General features: G+C 65.1%; 15 protein-coding genes. 4 read left to right on the top strand and 11 right to left on the bottom strand.

Annotated elements, in window-relative coordinates; genetic code table 11:
- The first annotated feature begins 106 nt into the window (after positions 1 to 106).
- Together AC1D3B_RS30345 and AC1D3B_RS30350 are read left to right on the top strand one after the other, a co-directional pair.
- Positions 107 to 1,048: a metallophosphoesterase family protein gene (locus tag AC1D3B_RS30345; RefSeq protein WP_478194388.1), complete on the top strand. Its 942-nt coding sequence runs from the start codon at positions 107 to 109 to the stop codon at positions 1,046 to 1,048.
- Positions 1,049 to 1,091: 43 nt separating this feature from the next.
- Positions 1,092 to 1,445 carry a cupredoxin domain-containing protein gene (locus AC1D3B_RS30350; protein WP_478194389.1) on the top strand — a complete coding sequence of 118 codons (354 nt, stop codon included), beginning with the start codon at positions 1,092 to 1,094 and terminating at the stop codon, positions 1,443 to 1,445.
- Positions 1,446 to 1,552: 107 nt separating this feature from the next.
- Here AC1D3B_RS30350 and AC1D3B_RS30355 read toward each other — a convergent pair whose 3' ends face one another.
- The 8 genes from AC1D3B_RS30355 to AC1D3B_RS30390 all read right to left on the bottom strand — a co-directional run bounded on the left by AC1D3B_RS30355 (position 1,553) and on the right by AC1D3B_RS30390 (position 9,869).
- On the bottom strand, positions 1,553 to 1,885 hold the full coding sequence (locus AC1D3B_RS30355; protein WP_478194390.1) for a Rieske (2Fe-2S) protein: 333 nt from the start codon (positions 1,883 to 1,885) through the stop codon (positions 1,553 to 1,555).
- A gap of 170 nt (positions 1,886 to 2,055) precedes the next feature.
- Positions 2,056 to 3,399, bottom strand: a complete 1,344-nt coding sequence (locus AC1D3B_RS30360) for an MFS transporter (RefSeq protein WP_478194391.1) — start codon at positions 3,397 to 3,399, stop codon at positions 2,056 to 2,058.
- 40 nt (positions 3,400 to 3,439) lie between these two features.
- Complete coding sequence (locus AC1D3B_RS30365; RefSeq protein WP_478194392.1) at positions 3,440 to 4,453, bottom strand: YeiH family protein; 1,014 nt, start codon at positions 4,451 to 4,453, stop codon at positions 3,440 to 3,442.
- A 14-nt stretch (positions 4,454 to 4,467) separates the two neighbouring features.
- Complete coding sequence (locus tag AC1D3B_RS30370; protein WP_478194393.1) at positions 4,468 to 6,096, bottom strand: 3-(methylthio)propionyl-CoA ligase; 1,629 nt, start codon at positions 6,094 to 6,096, stop codon at positions 4,468 to 4,470.
- A gap of 12 nt (positions 6,097 to 6,108) precedes the next feature.
- Positions 6,109 to 7,452, bottom strand: a complete 1,344-nt coding sequence (locus AC1D3B_RS30375; protein WP_478194394.1) for an aconitase X — start codon at positions 7,450 to 7,452, stop codon at positions 6,109 to 6,111.
- A gap of 39 nt (positions 7,453 to 7,491) precedes the next feature.
- Positions 7,492 to 7,935, bottom strand: a complete 444-nt coding sequence (locus AC1D3B_RS30380; RefSeq protein ID WP_478194395.1) for an aconitase X swivel domain-containing protein — start codon at positions 7,933 to 7,935, stop codon at positions 7,492 to 7,494.
- Positions 7,936 to 7,961: 26 nt separating this feature from the next.
- A complete protein-coding gene (locus AC1D3B_RS30385) occupies positions 7,962 to 8,798 on the bottom strand; it encodes an SDR family NAD(P)-dependent oxidoreductase (protein ID WP_478194396.1) in 837 nt (278 codons plus the stop codon).
- Between the two features lie 15 nt (positions 8,799 to 8,813).
- The gene (locus AC1D3B_RS30390; protein ID WP_478194397.1) at positions 8,814 to 9,869 is read right to left on the bottom strand and encodes a beta-keto acid cleavage family enzyme; all 1,056 of its coding nucleotides are present in this window, start codon (positions 9,867 to 9,869) and stop codon (positions 8,814 to 8,816) included.
- A 130-nt stretch (positions 9,870 to 9,999) separates the two neighbouring features.
- On the opposite strand from AC1D3B_RS30390, the gene AC1D3B_RS30395 reads away from it, so the two are divergent.
- Complete coding sequence (locus tag AC1D3B_RS30395; protein WP_478194398.1) at positions 10,000 to 10,995, top strand: AraC family transcriptional regulator ligand-binding domain-containing protein; 996 nt, start codon at positions 10,000 to 10,002, stop codon at positions 10,993 to 10,995.
- Positions 10,996 to 11,055: 60 nt separating this feature from the next.
- Here the strand turns inward: AC1D3B_RS30395 and AC1D3B_RS30400 are convergent, their stop codons facing one another.
- Both AC1D3B_RS30400 and AC1D3B_RS30405 read right to left on the bottom strand, forming a co-directional pair.
- Positions 11,056 to 12,015: a Bug family tripartite tricarboxylate transporter substrate binding protein gene (locus tag AC1D3B_RS30400; protein ID WP_478194399.1), complete on the bottom strand. Its 960-nt coding sequence runs from the start codon at positions 12,013 to 12,015 to the stop codon at positions 11,056 to 11,058.
- 130 nt (positions 12,016 to 12,145) lie between these two features.
- Complete coding sequence (locus AC1D3B_RS30405; protein WP_478194400.1) at positions 12,146 to 13,348, bottom strand: CaiB/BaiF CoA transferase family protein; 1,203 nt, start codon at positions 13,346 to 13,348, stop codon at positions 12,146 to 12,148.
- Between the two features lie 210 nt (positions 13,349 to 13,558).
- Between AC1D3B_RS30405 and AC1D3B_RS30410 the strand changes: the two genes are divergently transcribed.
- Positions 13,559 to 14,440 (top strand): SMP-30/gluconolactonase/LRE family protein, encoded by an 882-nt coding sequence (locus tag AC1D3B_RS30410; protein ID WP_478194401.1) that lies wholly within the window; start codon positions 13,559 to 13,561, stop codon positions 14,438 to 14,440.
- Here AC1D3B_RS30410 and AC1D3B_RS30415 read toward each other — a convergent pair.
- Positions 14,437 to 15,348, bottom strand: coding sequence for a LysR family transcriptional regulator (locus AC1D3B_RS30415; RefSeq protein ID WP_478194402.1), 912 nt, complete (start codon positions 15,346 to 15,348; stop codon positions 14,437 to 14,439). The two genes, AC1D3B_RS30410 and AC1D3B_RS30415, sit on opposite strands and share 4 nt — an antisense overlap.
- Positions 15,349 to 15,435: the final 87 nt, after the last annotated feature.

The following is a 15,435-nucleotide window of genomic DNA, read 5'->3' on the forward strand; positions in this document are numbered from 1 at the left end:
TGCGCGAGTGCGCATTTGCGGAATTTGCGCATCGGCGGGAATAAATCCCTGCTGGCCTTCGTATTGCCTCCTGCAACGATCTTCAACCCTTCGACAGGAGCAGTTCATGAACACCCACGATCCGGGCCGACGTCGGACCCTCAGTTGCCTATCCGCATGGGGCGGCGCCGCCGTCGTCTGGACTGTGAGCGGCGGAATACCGCGCGCTCTCGGTGCGACCGGTAGCGGCATGCCGCCCGGCACTTCGCACGATGCGCTGACCTTCGTCCAGATCAGCGACACCCACATCGGGTTCCACAGGGAGGCCAACCCCGATGTCGTTGGCAGCCTGCGCCACGCCATCGCCGACATCAATGCGTTGCCGCGGGCTCCGGCATTCGTCGTGCACACGGGGGACGTCAGCCACTTGTCGAAGCCTGAAGAGTTTGGCAGTGCCAAGGACATCCTCAAGGACATTCGCGTCGACCGCGTTCATACCGTTCCGGGCGAGCACGACACGATCGACGATGGCGTCACCGGCTACCTGAGGTTCTTCGACCATGACGGCAAGGGGCGCGCCTGGTACAGCTTCGATCAGGGCGGTGTGCATTTCGTCGGACTGAACAACGTGCTGAATTTCAAGGCGGGCACGCTGGCCGCATTGGGCGACGAGCAACTCGCGTGGCTCAAGAGCGATCTCGCAGGAGTCTCGCGCTCCACGCCCATCGTCATCATGGCGCACATCCCGCTCTGGACAGTGTGGGAGCCCTGGGGCTGGGGCACGGCCGATTCTGCCCAGGCGATGGCGCTGCTGCGCCCGTACGGATCGGTCACCGTGCTCAACGGACATATTCACCAGGTGCTGCAGAAGATCGAAGGGAGCGTCGCGTTGCACACCGCGATGTCGCTCGCCTATCCGTTGCCAACGCCAGGTCAGGAGGGGATCGGCGAGCCCGGCCCCGTCAAGGTGCCTGCCGGTGAGCTGGGTAAGTTGCTCGGCACGCGGCAAGTCAGCGTGGTGCGCGGCAAGACCGAGCTTGCCATGGTCGACCGGCCGCTCGAAGGCTGAACCCATCGCCACTTCACTCAAATCCATTTCGAGGAGCTACTCCATGTTCCGTCCATTTCTCGCAAATCATCGAAGCGCGCTGTTTGCGTTGGCCACTTGCGTCGCGCTGGGCCCGTCGGTGGGCTTTGCCGCCGGCGCGCCGACGACCGTCGACGTCAGCAAGTTCACCTTCGGGCCCAAGGAGATCACGGTCGCGCCCGGATCCACGGTGCGCTGGATCAATCATGACGAGGTGCCACACACGGTTGCCAGCGCGCAGGGCCAGGAAAAGGTCATGGCCTCGAAAGCGATGGATACGGACGATCGGTACGACGTCACTTTTTCAAAGGAGGGCGACTACGCCTATTACTGCACGGTGCATCCGTTCATGACCGGCGTTGTCCATGTCCACAAGTAAAACGTCGATTCCGAGGCCCGGCTGACGATGGTGCATTCATGCCGCCGCGGCCGGAGGCACACCGTCGGTTGCCCTTTCAGCTCGGTTTCGTTGTCGATAGTCACGAGTCACGCATCGGGGTCGAGCATCACCATGCCGTCCGTGACGCGCAGCCCGTGCGTGCGCACCTGGAGCTTCGCTGGGTCGTTCGGACACCCGTGGGTCATGTCGAACCTCAGGCCGTGCGCGCGGCAGGCGACAGTCCTGCCCTGCACGATGCCGCTGCTCAACGAGGCGCCGGCATGCGGACAACTGTCGTCGATGGCGTAAACGGCATCGCCGACTTTGAACACTGCCAAGTCGTAGTCTGCCGTGCAGACTCGGCGGCCGCGGCCCTCCGGCAGTGCGTCCAGTGCGATCAGCGGGATCGGGGCGGCGGCAAGGGACGGCGTTTCGGTCATTCGGTTGCTCAGGTGTTGTCGGATGAATGGCTTGTTCGACATCGCGTCCAATCTGGCTTACCAAACGGGACATCGATCCGCCATTTCGTGACACGGGTCGATAAGAGTGAAGCCCGCACAGGTCCGGCACCAGGCATGGCCCATGCGGCGATCGATAGCCTTCGGCGTCTTCAAACTGCAAGTTGCGCGTCAGGCAGGCTTGGCTCATCGACCAGCGGGCTTGCGGCCCGTCCGGCATCGCGCTCGTAGGTGCGAGAGCCGATCACCAGCATCCAGGCAGCAGCGATCCCGAATATCGGTGTCACCGCCAATGCGGTCTGCAGCCCGAAGGCGTCGGAGAGTACGCCCCCAATGAGCGGGCCCATCGCCATGCCGAACAGGTTCTGGAGCAACCCGAGGATCGAGGCGCCAGTGGCGCGGAATCCGGGATGAACGACGTTCATGACAATGGCAGCGGAAGGACCGGCGGTACAGGTCGCAAAGAAGCCGCCGATGGCAAACAACGCAAACTGCGCCTGGTTGGAGAGCTGCACACCCAGCAACGGCAACGCGAACGCGGCGCCAAGGACGGCTGTCGAGATCAGGCACAACACGCCCATCGAAAGCACCCGGGCGCGCGGGTATCGCTTTCCGGCCATGTCACACACAACTCCCCAGACCACGCTGCCCACCGCACCGCACAGCACGACCAGCGCGGCGTGCACTCCTGCCTGTGCAGGCGCGATCCCATGCACACGATTCAGGAAACTTGGCAGCCAGGCCCACATCGCCGACAGCACGATGAGTTGCACGGCACTCCCGAAGCCCACCCACAGCAGCGTCGGCGACCGCTTCAGTGCCCCGAAGGCCGCACGGAAGACACCGACCGCCGAGCGCGTGGCTCCCTGGGCCTGCGTGCCGACATCGACCGTGTGGTAGTCGCGCACTTTGATGTAGGCCAGACTCAGCACGAGGCCAGGAATGCCGACCACGCCGAACGCCGCCTGCCAACCCCAGCGCGCCGCGATGACGCCACCGAGCGCGACGCCGAGCACGGAGCCCACGGAGGCGGCCGCCATGAAGCTGCCCATCAGCGCGCTGCGCATCCGGTCTGGGAAGTGGGTCGCAATCAGTGCGGCGCCGACCGCACCGTAGCCGGCCTCTCCGACGCCGACCACGGCGCGCGCCGCCAGGAGCGTGCTGTAGTTGCGTGTGAACATGCATGAGATCGAGGCGATGCTCCACACCGTGGCCATCGTCACGATGCTCTTGACGCGGCTCACGCGGTCGGCAACGAGCGACACCGGAAGCGCGCAGGCGGCGAGGACGATCGAGAGGGCCGAAACGAGGGCGCCTAGCTGCTTGTCCGAGAGGCCCCAGTCCGCCTTCATGTAGGGGAACAGCGAGACGATGACCTGGCGATCGATGTAGTCGAAGAGCATCAGGCCAATGGTCATCGCAAAGGCGAACCAAGCTTGGCGGGGCCCATACAGATAGCCGTCGTGCGGCCGCGGGTTGGAAGTCTGGATATTCACGGTCTTGTCTCCTGTTTAAGAATCTCTTTTTGGCCTCGGCCTATGCGCCCCAGCGGACCATGGCAAGCACGAGGGCCGCGAGGAAAATGGTCTCGCCGAGCATCAGCACAACGGGTTTCAGTCCCACCTTGATGATTTCGCGCCACTGCGTTTTCATGCCACTCGCTGCGATTGCCGCCACCAGGCAGGCGCGGGATAGGTTGCCTCCGAATTCGGCCAGCCCGCGCGGCAGCAAGCCGCTGCTGTTGATAGCGACCAGCGCCACGAAGGCGACGATGAACCCCGGCAGCAGCGGCGGCCGCTGCCCTTGAGTCGCGGCGCCATGCGGGCGGGTCAGCAGCACGGTGATCAGGATGACTGGCATCAGCATCGCCACGCGCGCCAGCTTGACGAGGGTGGCGACGTCGCCGGTTTCCTTCGACATGCCATAGCCGGCGCCAACCACCTGCGCAACATCGTGGATGGAGGCACCGAGAAAGGTGCCGGCCAGTCGAGCGTCCAGCCCGATGGCCTTCGCGAGCATCGGGTAGACCACCATGGCGAGCGCCGAGAGCACGGATATGCCCACGATGGTGAACATCAGCGCGCGCTCCTTCTGCGGGTGCGGGGGCAAGGCCGCCGCCAGTGCCAACGCTGCCGAGCCTCCGCAGATCGCGGTCGCGCCGCCGCTCAACAGCCCGAACAGATGCGTGAAGCCCAACGCCCGCGCGGCAAGGACCGATACCGTCATCGTCGCGATGATGGCGACCAGCGCGAGCAATACCGGAGGCCAGCCGAGTCCCATGATCTGACCGAAGGTGATCTGCAGTCCTAACAGCGCGATACCGACGCGCGACAGCTTTCGCGCCGTGAACTCGATGCCCGGCGCACAGGGTCCCTCGGCGGCAAGGAAGTTCATCGCCATCCCGAGTAGGAGCGCCAGCAGCATGGCGGACGCGCCGTAGTGCTGGGACAGGAAGGTGGCCGCGGCTGCGACGACACCGCAGGCGAGCACGCCGGGAAACAGCGCGCGGCCGCGCTCCGACCATAAGGCCGCGGAAGTCATGGTGGGCATGGCGCTCTCCGGACTCAGGCTGTGGGCAGCCGGTAGTCCCGGAACGTCTCGCGCAGCCGGTTCTTCAGCATCTTCCCGGTGGCGCCGAGTGGAATGCTGTCGACGAATGCCACGTCGTCCGGCGTCCACCACTTGGCGATCCTGCCGTCGTAGAAGTCGAGAAGCTCCTCGCGTGTCACCTCGGCACCGGGCTTCCTGGCCACGACCAGCAGCGGGCGCTCGTCCCACTTCGGGTGCGCGACACCGATGCAGGCGGCCATCGCCACCGCCGGATGGGCCATGGCGATGTTTTCGAGGTCGATCGATCCGATCCACTCGCCGCCGGACTTGATGACATCCTTGCTGCGGTCGGTGATCTGCATGAATCCGTCGGCATCGATCGTCGCCACGTCGCCGGTCGGGAACCAGCCGTCGACCAGGGGATCACCGCCATCGCCCTTGAAATAGTTGGCAATGACCCAGGGACCACGCACCATCAGCTCGCCGGAAGTCCGGCTGTCGCGCGGGAGTTCGCCGCCGTGCTCGTCGACGATCTTCATGTCGATGCCGCACAGGGAGCGCCCCTGCTTCGCCTGCAGCGCCCGACGCTGTGCCGCGTCAAGCCCCGCATGCTTTCCCTTGAGTTTGCCCAGCGCACCCATCGGGCTCAGCTCGGTCATGCCCCAGGCATGGATCACCTGGACGCCGTACTTGTCCTCGAAGGCGTCCATCATCGCCGGCGGGCAGGTCGAGCCGCCGATCACGGTGCGCTTCATGGTGCTGAACTTCAGGTTGTTGGCTTCGACGTGGGTCAGCAAGCCTTGCCACACGGTCGGCACGCCTGCCGACATGGTCACGCCTTCGGTCTCGAAGAGCTCGTGCAGCGACTTGCCATCCATCCATGGGCCGGGGAACACGAGCTTGGCGCCCACCATGCAAGCCACATAGGGCAGGCCCCAGGCATTGACGTGGAACATCGGCACGACCGGCAGGATCGTGTCGCAGGACGAGCAGTCGAGCGAGTCCGGCAATGCGCTGGCGTAGGTGTGCAACACCGTGGAACGGTGGCTGTACAGCGCGCCCTTGGGGTTGCCGGTGGTGCCCGACGTGTAGCACAGCGACGAGGCCGTGTTTTCGTCGAACACCGGCCACGTGAATTCCGGCGAATGCGCGTCGATCAGGTCCTCGTAGCAGAGCAGGTTGGGGATCATCGAGGCCAACGGCATGAAGTCCCGGCTGGTCATGGCGACGAATGCCTTGACTGTTTTCACGCGCGAGGCGATCGCCTCGACCAGCGGCAGAAAGGTCAGATCGAAGAACAGCACCTGGTCTTCGGCATGGTCGGCGATCCACACGACCTGGTCGGGATGCAGTCGAGGATTGAGCGTGTGCAGCACGGCGCCGGAACCCGACACCGCGTAGTACAGCTCCATGTGGCGGTAGCCGTTCCATGCGAGCGTTGCGACGCGATCGCCAAAGTCGATGCCATTCGCGGCTAGCGCGTTGGCCATGCGGCGCGCTCGCTGGGCGAGATCGCCGTAAGTCTGGCGATGCAGGTCGCCTTCGACGCGGCGTGAGACGATTTCCTGGTCGCCGTGATGACGCTCCGCATGGTTGAGGAGCGTCGAAATCAGCAGCGGCTGCTGCATCATGTTTGCGTTCATGGTGGTTGTCTCTTACCAGCGGGTGGAAACGAACCGGCCGGTCACGGCCGCGTCGATGAGATCGGGAACCGCACCGAAGTGCCAGCCCTGTCCGAAGCCGCCGCCGAGCTTGACGTACTTGAAGCTGTTCGTCGCGATGTTGAGGTCGTGACTCCAGGTGCGCACCGGGTTCATGCCCATGCACGTGGAGTGATAGATCTTTCCGCCGGCGTCCTCGATGATCTTGGCCTCGCCGTTGTCTCTGGCCATGTGGTACGACGGCGTGTCGGTCTGCACCCACATGTGCACGTTCGGGCTCACCTTGCGGCCCTTGATCAGGCCGGCGATCTGGCGAATCTCGTGGTACGTCAGGTGCGGGCAGCCGAAGACGACGATGTCCACCTTGTCGCTCTTGGCCGAGTCGAGCTTGCGGTAGTACTCCCGCACGTCGTCCAGTGTCACGATGTGCTTCTCGACGTTCGCGGGAACCGCACCACCGAACGCGGCCTCCAGCGTGCGCGACTCGGGCAGGGCTGATCCGATGATGTGCAGCATCGGGTCGTTCATTCCCGCGGAGACGCAACCCGACAGGCACTTGCCCGCCGTCGGGCTCAAGAGCGGCGGCATGTTGACGACGGCCGGGATGCGGTTGCCGCCCTTCTCGGCAATGACGGCGCCCAGGGCCGCCCAGTCCGCCGGGTCGGTCATCTTCTCCTTGACCTCGTCGGTCAGCTCGACGATCACCTTGGCGAGCCGGTTTTCATCGAGCAGCATGCCGTATTTGGGCAGGTAGCCGGTGTAGCCGGCATACACGGTGTTGACCGTGCTCTCGCGGTTGCTGCGAGCGCCGACGAAGGTGTTCAGATAGGCGGCGACGCTGGACTCGGAAGAGGCGCAGAACTCGCCGTATCTCGGCGTGCGGGTCGTGAGGTGCGAATTGCACGACTGCGACATGATCCAGCCGTGCTCCTTCAGGGCGTCATGGCCGCGCACGTAGCCGTCGTAAATGTCCTTGGGAAGCTTGTAGCTGCCGTCGCCCCACGAGAAGTTCCAGGGGTAGCCTTCTTCCTCGTACTTGTCGATCTGGACGAGATACGGGTCGTTCAGGCAGATCGTCTTGCTCTCGTCGGCGACGCGAGCGTCCTTGATCTCGATGAATTTGTCGTACAGCGGGCTGTGACCCATGTCGAAGGTCGAGAGGTCGGGATGCGACCGGTCCTTCATCTCTATCGGACAGACGTTCAGGACAAAGGACAGCGGCACCATCTCCTCGGCGCCGACTGCCTTGCCAAAGTCCACCAGCTTTTCCAGCGCGAAGCGCCGTGCCTCGCCATACTTTCCATCCAGCATTTCCTGCTGGTTTCGATCGAGCTTCATATATTCCTCGTGCAATTCAAATGGGGGTTGGACAAGGCATCAGGCCGATGCTTTGCGGGTGATCGTGACGGTGGCTTCCTTGCCGACTTCGTCAGCGCGGATCTCCACCCAGTCACCCGTGCGGATCTCCTGGAGGGGGTCGCCGTCGAGGCAGTCCACCGCGGGGATCTCGCCGGCAATGGCGCCGGCGATGTCGATGTCGTGCACGTTGCGGCAGACGAGGCCGGTCGGGCCGACCTTGGACACCTGGCACTTGTAGTAAAGGCCCACCGAGCCCAGCGTCGTGCCGGACACGGTCGGGTACACCATGATCCTGCCCTTCACGCACTGGCCGTTCAGCGGGTTCTCGTAGGCACCGATGATTCCGCCGTCGTTGGTGACCGTGTTGTAGCCCCAGCCGAATCGCATCTCACTGACCAGAGCCTCGCCGCTGGCGTGCCCCTTGGAGCGGGCGATGCCCTTCATGACTTTCACGTGTTCCATCTCTGTCTCCATGTTTTGCCGGATGCTCAGATCAACATGCCGCCGTTGGGCGAAATGACTTGTCCGACCAGGTAGTGCTCGCCGGCCAGGTGCACGACCGTGGCGGCGTACTCTTCGGGGGTGCCCATCCGTCCGGAGGGCACGAGCTGCAGGAAGCGATTGCGGGCTTCCTCGCCCATCTTCTGCAGGACCGCTTCGACCTCCTGCGTGTGGACGAGGCCCGGTGCCATCACGTTCACGTAGATGTTGCTGCCGGCGACCTCCGCGGCGACCGACTTGGAAAAGGCGATCACCGCCCCCTTCGTCGCGCTGTAGTGAGGGCTGTGGGCGGACAGGCCCGACATGCCGGACAGCGATGCGACGTTGATGATGCGGCCGTACTTCTGCGGCTCCATCAGCTTGAGCGCTTCGCGGGTGCAGTAGAAGGTGCCGTGCACGTTGACGCCCCACCAACGGTGCCAATCCTCATCGGTGATGCTGCTGGTGAACGCCAGCGACTCCCGCGGCACGGGCGTCGTGAGGTGCGTGTAGTGGCGATTGCGCCGCACGTCGTCGGCCGGCCGGTTGGGCGTCAGCGCCGCGTTGTTCACCAGGATGTGCACGGTGCCGAAGCGTTCGGCCGCCTGGGCGAACATGCGCTGCACCGCGGCGCTGTCAGAGACGTCGCAACGCACGGTCAGGCATTCCGAGCCGGCCTCTTCGACCGCGGCGCGCGCCTGCTCCAGGCTCGCTTCATTGATGTCGCAGACGACGAGATTGGCGCCGGCTTCGGCCAGGGAGCGCGCCAAGGCGCGGCCCAGGCCCGGGCCTGCGCCCGTGACGAGCGCGACGCGCCCTTCGAGAGGTCTTGTTGATTTCACCATGACGTCCTCCCTGTCTCAGGCCACGCGACGAAGCGGAGCGCCGCGTTCGCCGGACTGACGGTTCGGCGCGTAGCCGATCTTCGCCAGGGTTTCGTCGACGGTCTTGTAGTGCTCGCCGATCTTGTGGATCTCCTTGGCCTGCTTGCCGGTCGCCACTTCGCGGTGCATTTCGCGCGCAAGCCGCACCATCTGCTCGACCTGCTGCACCGAGGTCATACGCTCGCCCTTGCGGCCCCAGAGGTTGTCCTCGATGCCCACGCGCACGTGCAGGCCCATGGCGATCGCCATTGCATTCAAGGGCAGCACGCTGCGCATGATGCTTTCGATGGTCAGGACTGCGCCATCAGGGACCCGGCGGATGAACTCCATCATGTTGTAGGGGTTCGGACCGTCCATGCCGCCGCCGATCGCCGCCCAGTTCATGGTCAGGGGGCCGGTGTAGATGCCGCGCCGGATCAGTCGCTCGACCGACTCGAGCTGCCCCACGTCGCCGAGCATGAACAGCGGCTGGATGCCGTTGGCCTGCAGCCGGCGCAGGTGTTCCTCGACGAAGCCGGGTCCCGAGGGGATGGTCATCTCGCGGTAGGCCTGCTGAAAGGCCGGGTTCGCAAGGGACGTGTTGGCGACATCGTCCGCGGTCAACAGCTCGCAGATGTTCATCTGGTTGGTGTTGATCGCGATCGTCACCTGGTCGGGCTTGGGCGAGAGTTCCGCGAGCATGTGGCGCGTGTCGTCGCTCAGCCATTGGGCCGCCTCGCTGTCGGTCTCGGGCGCAAACGAGATCGAGCCGCCAACTTGCAAGATCATGTCGGGAACCGCATCGCGCAGACGAGCCAGCAGTTCGTTGAACATCGAAAGGCGCTTGGAGCCCTTGCCGTCGGCTTCGCGGACGTGGACGTGCAGGAGCGTGGCGCCCGCGTTGTAGCAGTCGACTGCCTTTTGGACCTGCTCGTCCATCGATACGGGGATGTCGCTGGAGTCGGCGGGGATCCATTCCGGGCCGTAAGGCGCGACCTGGATCACGAGGGGTTGCTGGTTTTCGGGGAGGAGTGAGTCGTCGAGGAATTGCATGTTGTCTCCGTAGGGGATCGTTGAGTGACGGGTTGAGTATGTTTTTTCCAGCCGTCCGACGATTGACCCAATGGGACATTTGGATGACCATTCGGGACATCCAAAACAGTCCCTCGCGGCTACCGGCAAAATGCAATCCACCATTCGCAGCGCGACCCTGAGCGGCTACATCGAGCTGGCACGCTCGGTCGGCCTCGATCCCAACCGCCTGATGCGCAAGTGCGGCCTGAATCCTTCGTGCCTTTCGGATCCGGACACGCGCATTGATGCGACAGCGGTGGCAAAGCTGCTCGAGACTTCAGCCGCAGAAAGCGGGGTCGAAGACTTCGGGTTGCGGCTTTCCACGGCGCGGCGCCTGTCGAACCTGGGTCCGTTCAGCCTGGTGGTGCGAGAGGAAACCACTGCACGGCGCGCCATCGAAACGCTCGGCCGCTATTTGCAGTTGCACAGCGAACTGCTCTCCATCCGCATCGAGGATGCCGGCAAGCTCGTGATCCTTCGGGTGGACATTGTTGGGGGTGGGCGGATGCCTCTGCGGCAGGCGATCGAACTCTTCGTGGGCTATCTGTTTCGCATCCTGCAAGAGTTGCTGGGGCCGTCGTGGCAGCCGCGGCGCGTCCTCTTCATGCACTCGGCGCCTGCGAGCCTGACTCGGCATGTCGCCATGTTCGGGCGCATCGTCGACTTCGACGCCGAGTTCAACGGCATCGCCTGCGCGGCGGAGGACCTGGCCGGGCAACTTCCGTCCGCAGACCCGGTCATGGCGCGCTATGCGCGCCAATACCTGGACGCAATGATTTCGCGGCCGGACATGACGCTCGCGGACAAGGTCCGCTGGCTCGTGCGCGATATGCTGCCGCTAGGCCGCTGCAGCGTCGACAAGGTGGCGCAGCACCTTGGCGTCGATCGCCGGACGGTGCACCGGCATCTTGCGCGCAGTGGAGAAACGTTTTCGTCCCTCGTGGATGATGTGCGTGCCGAACTTGCCGAAGGCTACCTCGAGAGCGGCAAAGGCCGCCTCACCGATGTTGCGGACCTGCTCGGGTTCTCGGCACCTAGCGCTTTCTCGCGATGGCACAAGCGCCACTTTGGGTTCACCCTGACAGATAGGCGCAGCGGCAAGTAGTCTCGGGCAGTCGCCCTGCTGGGGCGGCATCGCCCCGAATTCCGGCAATCGAAGCCGAGTTCAGTGCGCCTGCTTCGGCAGGTTAAGGCTTTGCAGCACCGGCAGCCATCGGTCGGATTCCACCTTGACGAACTTCGACAACTCTTGCGGAGTGCCGCCGCGCGGCTCCATGCCAATGGCGCGCGCGCGGATAACGAATGCCGGGTCCGCGATCACCTGGTTCACCGCCTTGTTCAGGCGATCGATCGATTCCTTCGGTGTGCCGGTCGGAACAGAAAGCGAATACCACAAGGTGGCCACCATGTCGAAGCCCTGCTCCTGGAAGGTCGGCGCATCGGGCACCTGCGGCAGACGCTGCGTGTCCATGACGCCCAGGACGCGCAGCTTGCCCGCCTGGATGTACGGCAGCGAGCCGGTGATGGAGGTGCCGTGGATGTCGATCTGTCCGCCGAGCAGCGCCTGCACGGCCGGGCTGTCCCCGTTGAACGGGATGTGCGTGGTGCTGATGCCGAGGTTCTTCTCGAAGACCATCGGCGCGAGGTTCGTCAGGATCGCGGCGCCGGGCGAACCGCGGTTGATCTTGCCGGGATTCTTCTTCGCGTACTCGACCATTTCCTTGATGTTCTTGTAGGGCAGGTCGGCGCGGCCCACGATGATGGCCGGCTGGTAGGCAATCTGCGTCACCGGTGCGAAATCCTTGGCCGGATCGTAGGGTAGCTTCTCGTACAGCACGCTGTTGTTGGCAAGGGTGCCGAGCGAAGACACCAGCACCGTCTGTCCGTCGGGCTTGGCCCGGGCTACGTAGTCGGCCGCGATGATGCCGCTGGCGCCGGGCTTGTTCTCGATGATGACGTTCATGCCGTGCTTGCCAAGCTCCTGCGCGAGGATGCGGCAGTACTGATCGGTGCCGCCGCCGGCCGCAAAGGGCACGACGATGCGGGTGACCTGCTGGGCCAGTGCGGAACCGATGGCACAGCCTCCGATCAAGAGGCCGAGGACGAATTTGCGGTAGTAGTTCACTTCGTTTGTCTCCTTGTTCCGGTCCCTGGTGGACGGACTGAATCCAGTCTAGTTCGCGGCGTCGACACCGCACGTGCAAGCCGTGAAAAGGTGCTTTCCGCGTACTGCACGCCCGCACCCTGCCCGGGCGTCAACGGATCACCTTCTGCGCCCGGAGCGAGTGCAGCCGGCCCGCATCCACGCCCAGCAGCTCGTGCAGGACCTCGGCCGTGTGCTCACCCAGGTCCGGCGGCGTGTGGCGCACGCCGCACCGGGCGCCGTCGATGACATAGGGCGGCGCATGAATTGCCTGTGCCCCGGCTTGCGGGTCCTCGAAGTGGTGCAGCACCTGCGTCTGCGTCGTCCGCTCCGACTGCATGGCTTCATAGAGGCCGAGCACCTCGCCGCACGGAATGCCGGCCGCGCGCAGGCGGCCCAGGAGTTCCTCGCGCGTGTGCGCCCGGATGCACCCCTCCAGCAGGGGCAGCAGTTCGTGGCGATGCTTCGCGCGCTCGGTGTTCCTGTCGAAGCGCGGATCGTTCGCGAGCTCCGGTCGACGGATGACCTCGATGCAGAACTTCCTGAACTGGCCGTTGTTGCCCACCGCGATCACGAGCGGGCCGTCCGCCGCTTCGAACACGCCGTAGGGAACGATCGAAGGGTGCGAGTTGCCGAACTTCGCCGGGTCGCGCTTGTTCACCCACGCGGTCAGTCCGTAGTAGGACCCGATCATCATGCCGCTGTCGTAGAGCGACATCTGGATGTGGCGGCCCTGGCCGGTGCGATGGCGCTGGTGCAGCACCGCGAGGATGGCCTGGGCCGCGTACATGCCGGTGAACATGTCGACGGCGGCGACACCGAACTTCAGCGGCCCCTGGCCCTCTTCGCCGTTGGTTGCCATGAGCCCGCTCTCGCCCTGCACGACCAGGTCATAGCCGGGCCGGGCACGCTCGTCGCCAAGCACCGAGTAGCCGGAAATCGAGCAATAGATGAGCCCGGGGTTGGCCGCGCTCAGGTCCTCGTAGCCCAGCCCCATCTTCTGCGCGCCGCCGAACTTGAAGTTCTGGATGACGATGTCCGACCGTGCCGCCAGATCCCGAGCGAGCTCGACGCCGGCCGGTTCCTGCAGGTCGATGCAGACCGATCGCTTGTTGCGATTGCAGCTGTTGAAGTAGGAGGTGTTGTGCCGCCCGATGCGCAAACCCCAGTCCCGGGTGTCGTCGCCGCGTTCGGGATGCTCGACCTTGATCACATCGGCCCCGAGGTCGGCGAGGGCCATCGCGCACAAGGGGCCCGCCATCACCCTGGACAGGTCGAGGACGCGAAGACCGGAAAGTGGCTGCATGGAAGTCATGGATCGATGCTGGCGGTCAGTCGGCAGCGAGGCCGGGCAGCAGGCCGCCGAGGGTCTTGCGAAATGGCATGTCAATGTCTCCTGGTCGGGCGGCACCCACCCTGTCGGTTCAGTCTAGGCGGGCTTCCCGGGGGCGATCGTGCAGGGCGTGAAAAGCTGCTTTGCAGGCCGCGGTGCGGCCACGCGCGAAGCCTCGGCACACTGCGCCTCATGGACGTCGCGATCACGAGAATCGGGGAAACGAAGGACCGGTTGGGCGAGAGCCCCTGCTGGGATGCGGACGCGCAGGCATTGTGCTGGATCGATGCGCTGGAGGGCGTCCTGTGGCGGTGGCGCCCGGACGGCGAGACCCTCGAACGGCATGCCGTGCCCGCGCCCGTCGGCTGCATCGCGCCGTGCCGCAGCGACGCGGTCGTGATGGCGCTGAGGAACAGCTTCGCGCGCTACGACTTCGAGTCGCGCGAGTTGGAAGTGCTGGCCATCATGCCGTTCGACCATCCCGACGTGCGCTTCAACGACGGCAAGTGCGACCCCGCGGGCAATTTCCTCGCGGGCACGATGCACATGAATCGCCAGGCGGGCGAGCGGGTGCGGGGCGGCCTGTTTCGGCTGCGGCCGGATGGCAAGGTGGAGCAGTTGGCCGACGACAACGGCTTTGCCAACGGCCCCTGCTTCAGCCTGGACGGGCGCACGCTCTATGTGGCCGACAGCCTTGAGCGCACCATCTGGGCCTACGACTACGACCCGCGCGGGCCGCTGGGCAACAAGCACGTCTTCGCGACGACCGGGCGCTTCGATGCCGGCCCCGACGGCGCCACCGTGGACGCGCAGGGTTACCTCTGGTCGGTGCTCCCGCGCGCTGCCCAGCTGGCCCGCTTCGCGCCCGACGGCACGCTGGAGCGCCTGTTGGACCTGCCGGTCAGCTATCCCACGAGCCTCTGCTTCGGTGGACCGCGCTTCGAGGAGGCCTACCTCACGACGATCTCGCGCAGTGCGCGGCTCGAGGGGTCGCTGCCGCAAGACGGTGGACTTTTCCTGATCGAGGGCCTGCCTGCGGCGGGCCGCCCGCCACACCGCTTCGCCGACCGCTAGGGGCTCTTTTCGTCGCGCAACGCTTCGGCGATGAAGTCGACGAAGGCGCGCACCTTCAGAGGCAGCGTGCGGCTCTGGCGGAACACCGCGAAGATGCCGTTGGAAAAGCCGCGAACTGCGAAGCGGAAGTCCGGCAGCAGCCGGACCAACGACCCGTCCTGAAGATCGCTGCGCACCGTGGGCTCCGACAGCAATGCGATGCCCATGCCGCCGAGGGCGGCCAGGCGCAGCAGTTCGCCGTTGTTGGCACTGAGCACGCCCTGGATCGCAAGCTCCTGCTGCTCGCCCTGTTCGTCGATGTATTTCCAGCTCGTGGCCTCGTGTTCGCGCTGATAGGTGAGACAGCGCACCTGGGGCAGGTCGGTCGGGTGCTTGATGCGCGTGAAGACCTTGAGGTAGGCGGGGCTCGCGACCAGCACCTCGTCGCTCGACAGCAGCCGTTTGATGACGAAGCCCGAGTCGGTCGACTCGCCGGTTCGGATGTCGACGTCGAAATCGTGTTCGACGAGGTTGACCGGATGCTCCGACAACTCGACCTCGACCCGAATGTCGGGATACATCTGCGCAAAGCGCGGCAGCAGCGGGGCCACCACGCGCAGGCCGATGTGCGTGCGCGAGTGCACGCGCAGCCGCCCTTCGGGGCGCTGGCGCGACATGCGCGCCGCCTGCTCCGCCTCGGCCATGGCTTCCAGCACGAGTTCGGCGTGTTCGATGAAGGCCTGGCCCGCCTCGGTCATCTTGAGGTTGCGGCTGGTGCGGTCCACCAGCTGCACGCCCAGTTCCTCCTCGAGCGCGCTGATGCGCCGCGAGATCGTTGCGGGCGACAGGCTCAGGCTGCGCGCCGCGGCCGAAAGGCTGCCCTTGCGCTGGGTCGTGACGAAGATGCGCAGCGAATCGAGGGCTTTCATTACAAAAGCCGCAAAGAAGCTGTGCGCACGTTGGCGATCCGCGAGGGCCTGGCGTTCCTACGATTGGCCCACGTCAACACCAGCCAA

It is taken from the genome of Variovorax sp. P5_A3, from assembly GCF_056400665.1.